Genomic DNA, 16716 nt, shown 5'->3' with positions numbered 1-16716 from the left:
CTCTCTTTCCAAATGATGATTCTCTTAATTTACATTTGAGTTATATTCGGTCAGTATTTCGTCTGATTTGAGTGCTCTGCTGTAAATCTTCAGTTCATCAATCATTCCCTTATAAGGTACGTCCCAATAGTTTACGCCAAGTGCGAATACACCATTCTTGTTCTTAAACACATTCGGGAAGCCCTCACCGGAGAATTGCTCAACTCCGTCGAGGTATACCTTCACGGTACCGTTGTTGACCGTAAATGCTACATGCGTCCATTTATTCTCTGGAATCTTCATAGCGGAAACAGCATCATACCAGGCCTCGCCAGACCATAGGAGTGTTTTACCTCCGCCGTTCTGAGGAACGAAGCTAATCCAGCTGTTTATCGAAGCAGCACCGAAGAAGGTTGTTGTTGCATCAGTAAGTTGCTCAGGGTTTAACCACATAGATACAGTATAGGTATTGCTGTCAATTAATCCATCAGGTAACCGGATTCCGGAAACACCGTCAAATACTGCTGCTTGATTAATGATACCTCTACCGTAAGTAATGTTACCTACAGTTGGAGCTTCGATTTTTATTCCCGTAACCTGGCCAGTACCGACCAATTGGAGGGAGTCATCAAGGTTTCCGTCAAAAGCATAATAGGCTACTTTTCCATCCGTAACGTTTACCTTATAGTCTGCTGAGACACCACTACCATCAGCCGCAGTAGCAGTAATTACTGCTTCACCACCGACCGTTAGTGCTGTTATGGTTCCGGTTATACCATCTATTGAAACGGCGCTAGGATCACTAGAACTCCAAGTGAGTTTCTTATTTCCTGCATTGGTAGGCAGTACATTTACTTGAGGAGTAAAGGTATTCCCCACAGCCACATCCATTTCAGCAGCACTGATGGTTATCGTACTTACTTTAACATTGCTGTCAGGCTGACCGTTTACCAGCAAGTCAACCGCTTCTGCGGAGAGTGCACTTTCATAGATTCGCAGGTCATCTATCAATCCTTTGTAGGGGATATCCCAATAGTTTACGCCCAAGGAGAATACTGCATCTGCGCTGTCAAATACATCCGTAAATCCTTTTCCAGTGTACTTCAATACTCCGTTTACATAGAGCTTCACAGTCCCAGCATCGTAAGTGAAAGCTATATGTGACCATCGGTTAACTGGAATCTGCATGCCTGCTTCTGCATCATGGAAGGTTTGACTGCCAAACCACATCCGGGTTGTAGCTCCGCCGTTTCCATAAGGCAAGAGACTAATCCAATTCGTATCAGTTGTAGCACCAAAGAAGGCTGTAGTGAATGGAGTCAATTCTTGTGGGTTAAGCCACATGCCTACTGTGTAGGTGTTGCCTTTAATCAAACCATTTGGTAGGCGAATACCGGAGCTACCGTCGAATTTAGCTGCAAGACCAACTTCACCAGTCTCATAGGTAATGTTCCCACCAGTATTGTTAATCCGATTGCCGGTAATTGTACCCTTATCAGTACGATCTCCGTTCTCTGAAAGATCTCCTTCAAAATCATACGCTGCCACCAAACCGTCTTCCAGTATATTTCCAGTCAGTTCCATTACAACGATAGTAAAGGTCTTAGTTGCAGTAGACTCACCCAGCACAATCGTAGCAGTAAGTTCAATCGTTGCGTTGCCGAGTCCTTTTTCAGGACGAACAACTGAACCATCGTTTCCTACTACGGCTTCATTGGAAGATGACCACGTAATGACTGTTCCACTTACGGCCTCAGTTGGGAGCGTAAGATCTTTGTACACTTTACTTGTGTTGCCTAGGCTTAAACTATCTTTAACATTGGATACAATTTGATCTGTGCTCAGCAGTTCAATTTGGCTGCCCCAGACGGTAACACCCTTATTGGACATGGCTGTGAAAGTCATAACATTGCTCTGACGAGTGGAATCCCATTGTTTTACGAATACACCTTTGTAGAGATTTTGTACAGTAGCTCCGTTTTCTGTTTCATTGATGAGCAGGTCGGCGTAATACTCTCCTTTTAGCGCCCAAGAACCGGTTACGGACCCTGTAATAGTTCCATCACCTCGCAGTTCGATAGCTGTTGTGGATTTAATTTTAGCAGAAGTATCTTTCCCGTGATTCACGAACTGATAAGCTCCAATAACATCATCCTGCATAACAGCAGCGATAGTTTCACCAGTGTAACGATGAGGAGAAGTGAGCGGCCATCCATCCTCGTTGGTGAACATTTGATGCACACGAAGCTCATGTGTTTCACCACGCTGCGGGAAACGAGTGTGGAAGAAGTTGAATATTTTACCTGTCTCTTCATCATAATTCACTGAATTATGGCCTGAAGCAACATAGCCGTAGGTTTGAAAGTCTGGGTCACTATTCACGTTCGTGAACAAGAAGTTACCAAGAACTTTGTTGCCAACGTCCGAATGGTCATTGCTTGTTGCCAGCACTGCACTTTGTCCGGCAGCATCCACATAAGGACCATCCGGATTCGTTGAACGGAACTGACGCATATTGTAACCACCGTCGGACGCAAGTCCTCCATAAGTTACATATAAGAAGTAGTAACCAGTATTCTTGTCGTAAACGATATACGGACCTTCGCCCGATTTGGTCATACCGCCAGAAATATGGGTACCGAAATACCGGTCGATTAGACGTCTATCAGCGGTCGTTCCATCTTTACCCGGATATTTAGGCTCGCCGGAAGCTGGATCGATTTCTAGAATAAATATGCCGCCTGACCATGATCCATAAGTCATCCACAGCTTGCCGTCTTTATCGTAGAATAACGTCGGGTCAATTGCGTTTGTATACGTTTTGTTCTTATAAGAACCGCCTGCGTCAAACCAATCTGGATTGGCATCTTCTAATGTTCCGTTATTAATAAGCTTTTGAATATTTGTGTTTGTCCATTTTTTATTAATTTTGCTGTTAGTATCGTAATCTTCTTCCTTGGTGAAGCCGGAATAAATTACGGTATTTCCATAGGTATAAGGACCTTCAATATTTTGCGAAGTGGCAAAGCCGATCGCTGAGCGGATGTAAGTGGAAGAAGCGCTATAATACATCATATAAGCACCAGTGGTCCCGTCCGCATTCTTATAATCCTCATTCCAGAAAACGTCTGGAGCCCATATGGAGAATCCGCCTTTACTGTCAGAATCGTTCTCTCCAGCCCATTTAAAGGATTCTGCCAGATTCGCGGAAAGATCACCAAAGAGTACGTTGCCCGGTGTTGTATAACCATTTGTGAAACGAGTCCAGTTCAGCAGATCATCGCTTTTGGCAGCATCGATATGAGACCCGAACACATAATACGTTCCTTTGTCTACAGCCACTGAAGGATCATGTACAGAAACATTGGTGAGTGCTGGTGCCGTTGCTGACGGACCCGGCGTAGCAGTAGGAGTCACTGTAGCTGTAGGAACCGGAGTAGTAGTAGGTGTAGCAACAGCGCCGCCGTCCGATCCACCAGAACCTGAACCACCAGAACCAGACGTTGCCGTAGCTGTCGGAGTAGGTGTTTCAAATTTGATTAGATTACTGTATTTACTGTCAAAGCTAATCTTACCGGTGCCTTGGATAGTAATCATCTCGTTTATGCCAAGGATAAGATTCTTGATTGCTGCACCAGCATCTACACGCAGCTTGGCTAATTGGTTCAATGTAACTTCAGTAATATTGCCTGCAGCTAGATGTAGTGTAGGCACTCCTAACGCCCGTACCTCAGCAGAATCAAAGTTTCCTCTCAGCCTGATGATTGAATCGTTCGGGAGCGTATTCTCTATAACGACCCGACCGAAGCCTGCTCCCGTCAAAGTAGTATCTTCCTCAAGCGCTACACCGGAATGTACACGTACGCTTGGTACGGCACTCGTTCCTTTAGTAACGACGCGAAGTCTCCCATTACGCTTATCTACAACCATGTCACCTGCATTAGAGTTACTAAGCACGATACTATTTTCGCCGCCGCCGGATACGAATATTGTTCCTTTAACAGTGACGTTATTCAGCGTGATATCGCCTTCTGCAATCCCTTCGGTAAGGTACAGGTTTCCGGAGATGGTGGAGTTGTTCAACTCAACACCCGGGCTACTAATTACCATATTCTGAGTGGTAATCCCCGTATAACTCCCGCTCTTAGAAGTGATTTGCCCGGCCAACTTCTCAATCATGCGCAGTGCTTCCGCTCTTGTTACGGCTTTTGCGCCTTTAAAGCTGCCGTCACTATAACCATTCAAATAACCTTCACCAAATAAAGATATTACAGCTTCTTGGCTCCATGAGGGTAAATCTTCAACATCTTTTGGTGCAGCGGTATTTGCAGAAGAATTGAGCTGGAATAGTCTGTGCAGCATAACCGCGGCTTCTTGACGGCTTACTACCTGTGTTGGACGGAAGGTGCCATCGCTATATCCTGATACATATCCTGCAGCCGAAGCTTTCTGGATATCGCTGTAATAAGCGCCTGACTCCAGTACATCCGTGAAGGCAATTTCTGATTTTTCCTGCAAATTAAAGGCCCGATTGATCAATGTAACCCATTCCGCGCGGGTGATCTCTTGATCCGGTTTGTAAATTCCATTTCCATAGCCTGAAATCAAGCCCTTATCCACCCAGGATTGAAAATCTTTCTCTGCCCAGTGGCCTGAATAATCGACAGCCTGTTGATGCGTGGATAGTGCGATTGTTTTGGAATCGCTTGCAGAAGCTGCTGAAATGAATGGTGCAGGTACTAGCAGCGTGAGTGCAAGAAGTGAAGCGGTTAGCTTACGAGTTGTTTTCCTCAAATTCATGATCCTCCGATTCTATTGATTAGAGATTGCGGCGGTACGAAAAATGTAAAACGCTTACAATAAAACTACTAAAAAAACGTTTTTCACAAATCAAAATGGATTTGTTTTATGTTCATACAAACCATATCGTGGAAAACGTTGTATATTGATCTCATTTTAAGCATGATATTAGCATATAGTCAAATAGAAATTTATGAAATAATGAATCTATTTATATTTTTATTAATAAAATGGAGTTGGGTTTGGATAGCGTATGAAAAGTACTGTAGATTACTACTGAAGTTGTGGAAAGTAAAAGAAGGTGGGAGATGTGGGCGATAAAGAGCTGGATAGGGGAAAGTGATAACTGGTTCATATCACAGAACAGATAGGGGGGCTAAGGAAGAATAAATACTAATTAGTTGTTCGCCCCCATGAAAGAACCAGCCTTGATTCTTAAGCATACTAGAAGATTTTAAAGGTAATACATTTTGAACATAATATCTTGATCATGATTTCCGAATTTTTTTCCGAAAATTGTCGCGCCTCCGACGTGTTTTGCATCTTCCTTCACTTCGATCCGGAAAGTCCATCGGTCACAGGTCGTATCTAAATCCTCTATCGAAACGGAAGACATGGGGTCACCGTCAATGTAAGTTCCATTGTGATTAGTGATTCTAATCGTTTTTAGTAATCCATACTGGTTAATATTGTGCGGCCACCACTCAGGTGTGAATTTACCTCTTGCATCAGCAAAATCGCCAGGGCTTGTCCAAGTACCTAGTTCCAAGCCGTTCAATGAAAAGGTAATGTCTGAAGGCCATACGTCATTGGCAAATGGGAATTCAGAAGAAAGCTCTAAGCTAATCTCAAATTGCTGTAAGGTTTCATCTTTTTTTAGGAAATTGGCAATGTTGTATTGAACATAACCTTGGGTAAACCATAGAATCTCTGCATCGACTCTTTTAGAGTCCATGAAATACTTGGGTTCGTCTACTCTGCCGATAAACTCTTTCTCTGTGGCAAGTCCGCATGTAGGCTTCAGATCATAGTCCGTATAATGACCAATCGGCACGGATGTCTCATAGGAGGCAAAGGAATGAAAGATTTTCTTAGGGAAGTTAATCTCAATATGATCGACTCTAAGAATTGAAATTTTTTGCATTCCGGATTTACCAGGAACCTTTTCTGTTTTTATGATGCCTGCATCTTCTAACTTTTTAATATGTTTTGTTACGATGGGACTGCTTATTTTAAGTTCTTCTGCCAAATCTTTGATGTTCATCTTATTTTTGGAGAGTAACTGAATGATTTTTATTCGTACTTCACTTGCCAAGGCTTCATAAACAACGAGAGAGGACTTGTCTATTTCCAATTGCATTTTATCCACTTCTTTCAAAGTAATTTCATATACTGTAAAGTTTATTAATCTCTATATAAAGTAACACGAAAGGTAACTGAAGTAAATAATATATCGCTTTCATCTCGTCTTAATGAACTAAAAGGTTAACTAAGATTTAAAAAAATCAATTAAGTTTATTTAAAAGTTATTGACTACGCTTTCAAATCGACTGTATACTAAGTTTAAGTTAATCGTTTCCAACAAAGTTAATGTGAATGATTATCTTAACATTACAGCTGCAGGGGGAGAGAGTAATGAAAAAGAAATTTGGAGTAGTATTAGCAACGGTTCTAATGTTAACGACAGTGTTAGCAGGATGTGGTGGTAAAGATGATAGTAAGACGATTACGTTCTGGACACCGCTGACCGGTGATGATGGTGCTTATATGGATCAAATCGTTAAAGAATACAATGCAACGAATCCAGAGATTAAAGTGAAGCACGTTATTACAGCTGATATGTACACGAAAATTTCTACCGTTTTGGCTTCCAGCAAAGGTGTTCCTGATTTAGCCATTATCCACGCTGACCGTGTTCCCGGGTTTGTTAAGCAAGGTGTCTTAGAACCCATGCAAGATACTGTATTGCCGGCACAACCTGAACTAAAAGCTGAAAATTACTTACCACAAGCTTGGAACACTGGTAACATCGACGGAACGCAATACACAGTACCTCTTGATATCCACAGTAACGTAATGTATTACAATAAAGATTTGCTCAAGAAATATAATGCTGAATCTTTCTTGGATGATAACGTTGTTACGATTGATGAAATGCTTTCCTTGCAAGGTAAATTGGATGAAGGCGACTATGTAGTGAATGATGCCTTGCTCGGATGGGTTATCCTGGCTCAAATTCAAAACTTGGGCGGAGATATTCAGGTGGATGGCAAACCGGCTGTTAACTCCCCAGTATTTAAACAAGCTTTTGAAGATGTTAAGAAAATTGCCGATGCGGGTTTGATGACTCCATTTGGTGAAGACGGTTACTTGATGTTCCAATCCCAAAATGTACTCTTCTCCACAGATGGAACTTGGAGTTCTACCGCACATGCCGGAGTTGAAGGCTTGAACTTTGGTGTGACTAACATTTATTCTCCAACCGCTGATAAATTCACGAACAGATCTTCTTCTCACTTGTTCGCTATGCTTAAGAACGACAAGAGAACAGATGAAAAAGAAGTAGGGATTGCTAACTTCTTAGAATATGTGCGTACAAACTCAATGGAATGGGCAAAAGCTGGTCAAAACGTAGCCAGTAACGTAGTTAACCAAAGTCCGGAATACCAAAACTACATGCAATCCTTCTTTACTTCTAATGAAAAAGAAATTGAATCCCTTTACATTTACACATATGAGTACTACCCATACATTGCAGAAGCAGTAGATACTTATTGCGCAGATATCGTTCGCGGTAACGTTGATCTAGATGAGACCTTGGCAACCATGCAGAAGTTTGTAGAAGATAAGATCGCAGAAAGCAGCAGTGCAGCGAAATAAAGCGAAATAGAATAGATTGTACGAAGTAATGTGCCGTACTGTGGTGCATTACTTTGTGCAAAAGGAGAAATGAAATCCTATGAAAAAGAAAATAAACTGGGCACCTGCCTTCTTTGTAGGTCCGCACGTCATTTTGTTTGCTATCTTCATTTTATTGCCAACGATTTATGGGATTTATGCTTCATTTACAAAGTGGAATTTAATGAGTGACCCGGTATGGGTAGGCTTTGATAACTATAAGGCCATTCTTTTTGATGGCAAATCAACGTTTCATACTCAATTTTTCAGAGGTCTGAAAAATACGCTGGTCTTTGTGGTTCTCTCTGTTCCATTATTAATAGTTATCCCATTAATGGTTGCTGTTGCACTTGAACATAAAAAAGTTAAAATGAAGAGCTTAATTCAATCTATTCTCTATATTCCAGGCTTAATTTCAATTTCTGCGGCAGCACTAATCTGGCTTTTGATCTTTAATAAGCAATTAGGGATTACTGGTAATCTATTCGGATCACAAATTGCTTGGCCAGCAAATCAGCCGTATGCGTGGATTATCATCATTGTAATTACACTATGGGGTGGTATTGGGGGCAACATGATTATTTATCGTGCTTCCTTAAGTGGTGTTGCGCAGGAATTATATGAATCGGCAGAGCTCGATGGTGCGGGTTCAATTAAAAGATTCACAAGTATCACCTTGCCGTCTATTCGTTTTCCATTAATCTATACCTTTGTTATGACAACTGCTGGAGCCTTCAATGTATTCGGCCAACCGTTAATGATGACCGATGGCGGGCCTCGACAAAGTACACATGTACTCATGATGTATATTCGTCAATTAGCTTTCGGTAATGGTGAATCCATTGCAGGGATGGCATCGGCGATGGCAGTGTTATTGGGATTAGTAATCTTGGTGATCTCCGCACTGCAATATTATGTAATGAACCGAAATGCTACATAAGGTTCTCGGGAACTAATGGATTAACAAGGAAATGGAAAAGGTAGGTGTACTAAAATGTCAAATCAGGCGTTAAATGGCCTAGATAATCGTCCAGTTGTAAATAGAACAGGCAAAGTAAAAGGCTCATCCAATATTAGCATTTCAAAATATGTATCATATGCTTTTTTGCTTATCCTTTGTGTGATTTGGATTATTCCGGTTATATTCGGGATTTCCACATCTTTTAGATCACAAACGGAAGTGGTTTCCACCGGCTTTAGACTATTTCCTGAAACATGGGTTTTTGAGAACTATGTAACGATTCTGAACAATACTTCAACAGCCCCGATTCTACGTTGGTTAGGCAATTCATTATTTATCGCGACATCCCACACCATCCTGGTGGTTATTGTGATTTCGATTACTGGCTTTGGTTATACCCGGATTAACTTTAAAGGAAGAGACACGTTGTTCTTCACTTTGCTAGGCATCTCCTTCTTCCCCGGTGTGGTTAACTTGATTCCTTCTTACAAAATTATCGATTCCTTGGGTTGGGTGAATACTTCCTGGGCAATGATTATTCCGGGTCTTGCGGGTATGGGGAACATCTTCTTGGTCAGACAGTTTATGAACGGTATCCCCAAAGAATTAGATGAGTCTGCAAAAGTTGACGGTGCTAGTGATTTTAGAATTTTCGCACAAATTATATTGCCGCTAGTTAAGCCAATTCTGATTGTTTGCGGATTGTTCTCCTTTACGGGATCTTGGAATGACTTCCTCTGGCCGGTTATCGTGTACACAGATGTAGACAAAATGCCGGTTACAGCGGGTTTGCTCTTGCTTCAAGATATCTATGGAAACTATCGTATGATCGGGCAATTAATGGGGTCGGCGATTTTGGCGATCATTCCAACCTTGCTGCTATTTATATTTGCTCAAAAATACTTCGTTCAATCTATTAACTTGAATTCAGGTATTAAAGGGTAGATCCAATGAACATAAACTTAAATACACCTTACCTTCTTTATAAGGAAGGGTGTGTTTTGGTGACCCATAAAATTAAAAATAAAGAGAGATATAGGAGTTGTCATCATGAGAGAATTCAATGCGAAAAATCCGCTTATTGAGCAAAGGGCAGATCCATGGATCTATAAACATACTGATGGTTATTATTATTTCATAGCTTCGGTTCCGGAGTTTGATAGAATCGAGCTTCGTCGTTCTAAATCCATTCAGGGATTAGCTGAGGCTGAGGGTAAGACCATTTGGGTGAAGCATGAAACTGGCTTAATGAGTGCCAACATTTGGGCGCCTGAGATTCACTATATTGATGAAAAATGGTATGTGTATTTTGCAGCAGCACATACTTCCGATACGAAAGATGGCTTATTTGATCATCGCATGTTTGCCATAGAAAATTCATCCGCAAATCCTTTGGAAGGGGAATGGGTGGAGAAGGGTCAAATCAAAACGAAATGGGAATCCTTTGCCCTGGATGCAACCACTTTTGAACACAGAGGGGTTAGATACTACGTTTGGGCACAAAAGGATCCTGATGTTCCTGGTAATTCTAATATGTATATCTCCGAAATGGAGAATCCTTGGACATTAAAAGGAGAGCAGGTGTGCATCACCACGCCTGAATATGAATGGGAAAAAATCGGCTTCCTGGTGAATGAGGGTGCGGCAGTTCTTAAACGTAATGGACGTATTTTCATGACTTTCTCGGCAAGTGCGACAGATCATAACTACTGTATGGGGTTGTTAACCGCTGATGAGAATAGTGATTTAATGGATCCGAAATCATGGGTCAAAACACCAGAACCTGTGTTTACGACTTCTGAAGAAAACGGTCAGTATGGTCCGGGGCATAATAGCTTTACAGTTTCTGAAGATGGCACACAGGATATCCTGGTGTTCCATGCTAGAAGCTATAAGGAGATTGTAGGAGACCCGTTATATGATCCTAATCGGCATGCGCGTGTGCAAGTGATCGAGTGGGATGAAGATGGAACGCCAAACTTTGGTGCCCCTAGACCGGATACGAAATCTTAAAATAATGCTTCTCTAGTGTGAAGAAGCTTTTATATTCTTCTATTAATAAAGGGGGACGCTTCGTTAGCAATATGCTATCGGAGTGTCCCCCTTTTCTTATAATGAAAGATCCCGTCGTTTAAACAGCTCGATCCCTAAGGCGAAAGCGAGAACACCGATCAACAGTAACCAACTAGAAATCTGAATAATCTCCACGTTACCTTGAACGATTTTACCCGGCTGATAGAAGGAGAATAGGGTCAGGTAACGTAACCCCTCCATTTTATCACTTATTTTAGCAAGTAAGTCCAAAGTGAAGAATCCGAAGGTGATAGCACCGGAAATCCCAAGCGCTTTTTTCTCATCATTACATATCGAGGAAATCAGAAAAGTCAGTCCCGCAACGGCAAAAAACAATAAAAAGGCAACGGTATTCAACTGTACAAAACGTCCGCTGTTAAATTCATATTCACTGCCGAGGAACCATGCTTTACCTAATAGTCCGGCGAGTGTAGTCACACCCATAATCAGGAGCAAAGCTGTCGTGAGTACAAGCGCCTGCGTGGTAGCTACTTTTCTCCGCGTAGTTGGTGTTATAAGCAGATAAGCCATAGAGCCGCGATCCACGAGCCGAGCCATGAGCTGTGTTGACATTTGTACACAGACAATGGATAGAATCAGCACCAGAATAAGTCCGTAATATTCTCCTGAGATAAACGCCTCAGCACTGGTGAATCCGCTATTTAATCCAAAAGCTTTTCCCACACCTTCTGGCATAGCTTTAATGAGATCATCGATAGCTTGTGTGCTTCCAGCGATCTCTGGATAGAGCCAGATCATAAACAGAATATAGAAGGCTGAACCGAAGGCGTAATTCATAATTCCTTTCAGGTTCACTCTCATCATTTCTTTATAGAGTGGAAGATTCATTGCACGGCCCCCTCACGGTCATAATAGTCCATGAAGATATCCTCTAAATTCTGCGTGAACACATCCATACTGCGGATATTGTATTTACCAGTCTCCTGAATGAATCGATCGTAATTGCCTTGTACAGCAATGCGGACCATATTCCCTTCGCGAGCTTCCACTTGAAGACCAGAGGCGGCAAATTGCTCTGCATCTTCACGATTTGTGAAAACAACCTCAAACAGCTTCCGCTGCATCGATTGTAATTCGTGAATATCTTTTACAGTGATGATACGTCCGTCTTTAATGATTGCAGCGCGGTCACAGGTTCGCTCAATTTCTTGAAAGCTGTGAGAGGACATTAGAAAAGTGGTTCCGGCTGCTTTTTCCTCCAATACGAGATCTATAAATACCTTTTGCATAAGCGGGTCGAGACCCGAGGTAGGTTCATCCAGAATGATAACTTCAGGATTGTGCATGAAAGCTGCGACAATACCGACTTTTTGCTTCATTCCCTTTGACATTTTGCGGATCGGAGTTGCGGCATCAAATTGCAGGCGTTCAATCAGGTGGTCGCGTTTGGTGGTGTTCTTCATTCCTTGCATGCCAGACATGAACTTAAGGAAGGAAATGCCCGTCATCCCGTCAAAAAAGTTGATTTCACCAGGGAGATAGCCGATATGCTTCTGAACCGTACCCTGTGCTTTCCATACATCAAGCCCATGGATGCTCGCATAACCTTGATCCGGTATCATAAATCCCATGATATGTCTTATGGTCGTTGATTTACCTGCGCCGTTAGGCCCCAGAAATCCAAACACCTCGCCTTTATTAACGGTAAACGTAACATCTTCGATGCCCTTGCCATTCGAGAATCGTTTGGTTAAGCCTTCAACTACAAGCATGCCGCCACCCCCACTGCAAAATAATGAACTATTACTAATTAGATATTTCATATGTTATATTATTCCTAGTGAACAACGAAGTCAATGAAATTATGAAATAATTAATACTCAATATTTCATTAAGTTAAGGGTGGATAGCATGAATGGATTTGAGAAAAGAGCCGCTCAGATAAAGCTCAAAATTATGAAAACTACAATGGATATGCTCAAGCTTTGGGAGCCCAAACGTCTTCGAATCACAGACATTGCGAAAGAAGCAGGGGTCTCACAGGTGACGATTTATAATTATTTTGGCAGTAAGGAAGCCCTGCTTAGCGAGTCCTTTAAGGATTTTATAGAGAAGGCCATTCGCGAATTTGAAGATTACATTCATGGAGCGCATTCTCTAAAAGAGATTATTAAATACATTATGACGATGGAAAGAGACACTTACAGTTCATTGCCTCCCGCGACGGTAAAAGAGCTTATGGTTGAAGACCAAGAAATGTTTCATTATATTGAGGAACGGTACACGAACGACGTTTTACCATTGATGGTCAAGATGGTGGAGGATGGAAAAACGCGAGGAGAAATCTCAAGTAAAGTGTCGACCAAAGGGATTCTTTCATTTATGGGAATGTACATGCGAAGTTCTGGGGAAATGCTAGATGAAGCCAGCAAACAAGAAGATATAGATGCCTTCCTGGACGAAGCCATCCATCTCTTCTTCTATGGCATTTGCGGGCGGGAGCAGGAGTAGCAGGAGCTTTGGTACATTTGGAATATTAACTCCACTATTAGATGCGTAAAATAGATGCGTAAAACTTTTTTTGCTCCTCAGGCATTCTTTCTATCAAATTATTGCTATAATTCATTGCTCTTAGAACACTATTGAGCTGATTATCATCTAAATCATCTGCATTCACGATAGGTACAACACGACCATCACTTCTTTTTTCAATAGTTAGCTCGGAATCAATTACAGTTCTTTGAGTAATTGAATCTTCTTTAGTGATGACGTCATCTTGTACGTTAGCTATCGGTGTAATTAGAAGAAATAGCGCCAGCACTACTTAGCTTAAAGAGTCTGTTCATTTAAGGAATAAAATAATCACTAGAAGACTGCTAACCTGTTAATAGTAGAAATTAAAAATAACAGAAAATAATTCCGGTAAAAACTTTTATCGCGAGAGTTATGTTCTACAGAAATCATCCTCGGATAGTATATCGCATCTTGTCGTCTTCTCAAATACAAAGGAGACCCTTGTATTCGAAGAGGTCTCCTTGGGTCAAAAAAATGTCGTGGTTCACCATTTAAAGAAGAATTAAAATCGTTGTATTATTTTTTGAGAAAATTCTTAACTCCATCATAAATTACAAGCAATCCAATAATTAAGGCTAATGATCTGATAGTAAATTCAAAATATAAAAGGGGACCCAAAATACTGTCAGTCGAATAGGTATACCCTGTAAGGATTATTGGTGAGAACATAATCAATAATCCGATGACGATACTTGATAAGAGCAATTTATTGTTGTTTTTATCCATCCAATTCTACACCACCTAATTAATGGGTATTTCTTATGAAGATAATACCATTTTTTTATAAAAGGGAATAATAACAAATCGTACTCAGCTTTTCTTTTTAATATATGCACTCTAATAAAAAACCATGAAGGATCGCTTAAGTCTGATCCTTCATGGTTTTGATTTTTTTATTTAGTACCAAGTAAAAGGATCGGACTGGAAAACGATCATATACAAATTAGTATTACCCGTAGCAGAAATTCCAAGAGTTGTTGCACCACCGATTCCAATCTGTATATCACCAGTAATTGATTAAATAATGCCGTTATTATAAAACTTCCCATCTACAAGGTAGTAAATAGTAAATAGTATTTGCATCTTGAAGCAGAAAGAAGCCCGCACTAATAAAGAGTACGGGCTTCTTTCTAGCAATTTTACCCCTATTCATATAATAATATAAGCATTCATCTATACTAGGATCCTCAATTGACTTAGCCACCACTTCATGAATTTCATTCTGGGAACAGCGGATTCCCTGTCATCCCTATCCACAGTTCGGATTGTTCCAACTTAGCTGCAAGCTGAAGCAGTATATCTTCCCGGCCTTTCGCAGCCATTACCTGTACCCCCAACGGCAGACCCTCTCGCGACATATGGACAGGAACACTCATAGCCGGTTGACCCGTCAAATTGGCGAGTTGGGTGAACGGTGTATAAGTTAAGCTTGGTTCAAACATCGCGTAAATCATGCGCTGCTGCTCTTCTTTCGGCAATTCATGTACATGCAGCAGCTTTTCGATCTCAGCAGCGCTATGCGTCAGCTCGCCAATCTTAGGTGCTGAATCCGCATTTGTTGGTGTGATATACAGATCGTAGCGATTAAGCAGACCTGCCATTTGAGCGGCTGCAATATCCCATTCATCCAGACTATGCACAAATTCAGCTGCAGAGACTTTTCTCCCAGCTTCTCCGAGGACCCAAGTGACGATATCTACTTCACTGGGAGTAATGGAACGTCCCTTCATCTTCTCCAGCGATACGAACATCGCTGCCACTTCCCCGGTATTCATCGTATAGTAATTCTCCATTAGCCTTACACCATTTACTGGACTCAGTTTTTCTTCCACTTCATACCCTTCAGCTTCGAGCCATTTTACAGTTTTGAGCACAGCAATTACGGCTTCATTCGTTACTGGTGTGCCTACTGGGGAAGCGGTTGTGAACGCTATGCGTAGTTTTCGCTGTGTTGGCTTGAATAGATCATCCAGATAGACACCAGGATATAACGGTGTTTGAAAAGCAGCCTCTGGCTGCACAACCTGCAGTAAATCCAGCATAGCAGCGGTATCGCGAACTGACCTTGTCAATGCAAAATCGATAGAAGCACCTTGCCATTGACGGCCTACACCTGGTCCTACTGGAGTGCGTCCACGGGTTGGCTTTAGCCCGAACAAGCCGGTGAACGAGGCGGGGATACGGATCGATCCACCACCATCACTAGCTCCCGCTGCCGGAACAATACCAGAAGCTACCGCAGCAGCAGCGCCGCCACTCGAACCACCGGGGGAATATTCGGGATTCCATGGATTACGTGCCGGGCCATGAAGGATGTTCTCGGTAATATTTTTGAGGCCGAATTCTGGTGTATTCGTATGTCCAAGCGGAATAAATCCGCCGTTTCTGATTCGTGCTACGTAGTTCGAGTCACGTCTAGCAATATTGTCTTTCATAAGCAAGGCACCCGAAGTAAGAGGTTCTCCAGCAATAGCTTGGGAGATATCCTTCAGCAGGAAAGGAACGCCAGCAAAAGGGCGAGCACTATCATGGACAGGCATATCGTCAGCTTCCTTAAGAGCAGCTTCTCTACGAGTGCGTACGACCGCATTAAGGACTGGATTGACTTCATCGAGCCGGGCGAAGGCGGCCTCGACCAGCTCGCGAGGGGAGACTTCACGTGCTTTGACAAGCGCAGCAAGCCCTAGAGCGTCATGTGTAGAATAAGAAAAGGACATGATAGATAACCTCTTTCGAATAGGCGTGAATGGCCTGTATTTTATATATAACAATGTATCATTTATCGTCAGTAAAGGACGACCAAGCCCTTTCATCTGATCTTATTATACATCGCGCTAGTAATGATTTGAAAATGGATCCCTGACATCTATCAATTCTTTTTTATGTCCGATTAGGCTATACTTAGTGTTAAATGGATCTTATGGGGTGTACTGATGAACGAAGATAAATATCAGAATGTGGATGGACTAATGGAAGCTTTCCAGCAATTTGCCAGGATGAATTGGCGTAAAACTACAGTCTGGGGATTGAAGCCAAGTGAGGTTCGGATGTTGGTTTCTTTAAAGCTCGGCAAGGAACGGGAAGGGAAGAAGGGGCAGACGGTTTCAGATATCAGCAAGTTTCTTAAAGTCACTTCTCCTACGGTTACACAGATGGTCAATAGTCTGATTGCACAGGGATATGTAGTGCGTTCTGCCGATGCCCAGGATCGCAGAATCAGTGAAATCACGCTTACGGAAAAAGGAGAGCATTTGGCCGAAATGGCCGTAACGAAATCCCGAAATACCTTTAAAGGCATGATTGATTATATGGGCAGAGAAAAGACAGATTCGTTAATGGAGCTGTTAAACGAAGTCTACGATTATTTCGAAGAATTGAACGATCAACCAACCGAATCCTAATCTCCTTCACATAAAAAAGAGATGCCGCACAGCCTAAGCTGTTTACGGACATCTCTAATGTATATTTAT

12 protein-coding genes are annotated in these 16716 nt (G+C 41.9%); 6 read left to right on the top strand and 6 right to left on the bottom strand.

Features of this window, described 5'->3' with window-relative positions; translation table 11 throughout:
- Positions 1-24 precede the first annotated feature (24 nt).
- Complete coding sequence (locus tag M2444_RS16010) at positions 25-4773, bottom strand: LamG-like jellyroll fold domain-containing protein (RefSeq protein WP_280787445.1); 4749 nt, start codon at positions 4771-4773, stop codon at positions 25-27.
- A 460-nt stretch (positions 4774-5233) separates the two neighbouring features.
- On the bottom strand, positions 5234-6139 hold the full coding sequence (locus M2444_RS16005; protein WP_042186035.1) for an ArsR/SmtB family transcription factor: 906 nt from the start codon (positions 6137-6139) through the stop codon (positions 5234-5236).
- A 275-nt stretch (positions 6140-6414) separates the two neighbouring features.
- Between M2444_RS16005 and M2444_RS16000 the strand changes: the two genes are divergently transcribed.
- The 4 genes from M2444_RS16000 to M2444_RS15985 all read left to right on the top strand — a co-directional run bounded on the left by M2444_RS16000 (position 6415) and on the right by M2444_RS15985 (position 10651).
- A complete protein-coding gene (locus M2444_RS16000) occupies positions 6415-7659 on the top strand; it encodes an extracellular solute-binding protein (protein WP_042186037.1) in 1245 nt (414 codons plus the stop codon).
- A gap of 79 nt (positions 7660-7738) precedes the next feature.
- Positions 7739-8617 (top strand): carbohydrate ABC transporter permease, encoded by an 879-nt coding sequence (locus M2444_RS15995; RefSeq protein WP_094871615.1) that lies wholly within the window; start codon positions 7739-7741, stop codon positions 8615-8617.
- Positions 8618-8671: 54 nt separating this feature from the next.
- Positions 8672-9583: a carbohydrate ABC transporter permease gene (locus M2444_RS15990; protein ID WP_094871617.1), complete on the top strand. Its 912-nt coding sequence runs from the start codon at positions 8672-8674 to the stop codon at positions 9581-9583.
- Between the two features lie 105 nt (positions 9584-9688).
- Positions 9689-10651, top strand: a complete 963-nt coding sequence (locus M2444_RS15985) for a glycoside hydrolase family 43 protein (protein WP_280787444.1) — start codon at positions 9689-9691, stop codon at positions 10649-10651.
- A 96-nt stretch (positions 10652-10747) separates the two neighbouring features.
- Here the strand turns inward: M2444_RS15985 and M2444_RS15980 are convergent, their stop codons facing one another.
- Both M2444_RS15980 and M2444_RS15975 read right to left on the bottom strand, forming a co-directional pair.
- Complete coding sequence (locus M2444_RS15980) at positions 10748-11560, bottom strand: ABC transporter permease subunit (protein WP_280787443.1); 813 nt, start codon at positions 11558-11560, stop codon at positions 10748-10750.
- Complete coding sequence (locus M2444_RS15975; RefSeq protein ID WP_280787526.1) at positions 11557-12444, bottom strand: ABC transporter ATP-binding protein; 888 nt, start codon at positions 12442-12444, stop codon at positions 11557-11559. The genes M2444_RS15980 and M2444_RS15975 overlap by 4 nt, the downstream gene beginning before the upstream one ends.
- Positions 12445-12583: 139 nt before the next feature.
- Here M2444_RS15975 and M2444_RS15970 point away from each other — a divergent pair, with 139 nt between their 5' ends.
- On the top strand, positions 12584-13183 hold the full coding sequence (locus tag M2444_RS15970; RefSeq protein ID WP_280787442.1) for a TetR/AcrR family transcriptional regulator: 600 nt from the start codon (positions 12584-12586) through the stop codon (positions 13181-13183).
- Between the two features lie 37 nt (positions 13184-13220).
- Here M2444_RS15970 and M2444_RS15965 read toward each other — a convergent pair whose 3' ends face one another.
- Positions 13221-13493, bottom strand: a complete 273-nt coding sequence (locus tag M2444_RS15965) for a hypothetical protein (RefSeq protein ID WP_094871626.1) — start codon at positions 13491-13493, stop codon at positions 13221-13223.
- Between the two features lie 970 nt (positions 13494-14463).
- Positions 14464-15963, bottom strand: a complete 1500-nt coding sequence (locus M2444_RS15955) for an amidase (protein ID WP_280787441.1) — start codon at positions 15961-15963, stop codon at positions 14464-14466.
- Between the two features lie 216 nt (positions 15964-16179).
- Here M2444_RS15955 and M2444_RS15950 point away from each other — a divergent pair, with 216 nt between their 5' ends.
- Positions 16180-16647 carry a MarR family winged helix-turn-helix transcriptional regulator gene (locus tag M2444_RS15950; protein WP_042186061.1) on the top strand — a complete coding sequence of 156 codons (468 nt, stop codon included), beginning with the start codon at positions 16180-16182 and terminating at the stop codon, positions 16645-16647.
- Positions 16648-16716 lie beyond the last annotated feature (69 nt).

It is taken from the genome of Paenibacillus sp. PastF-3 (assembly GCF_029893135.1).
GTDB classification, from domain to species: domain Bacteria; phylum Bacillota; class Bacilli; order Paenibacillales; family Paenibacillaceae; genus Paenibacillus_AQ; species Paenibacillus_AQ nitricinens.
The sequence above is the reverse complement of the archived record's forward strand: the minus strand, read 5'-3'. Positions and strand labels throughout refer to the sequence as shown.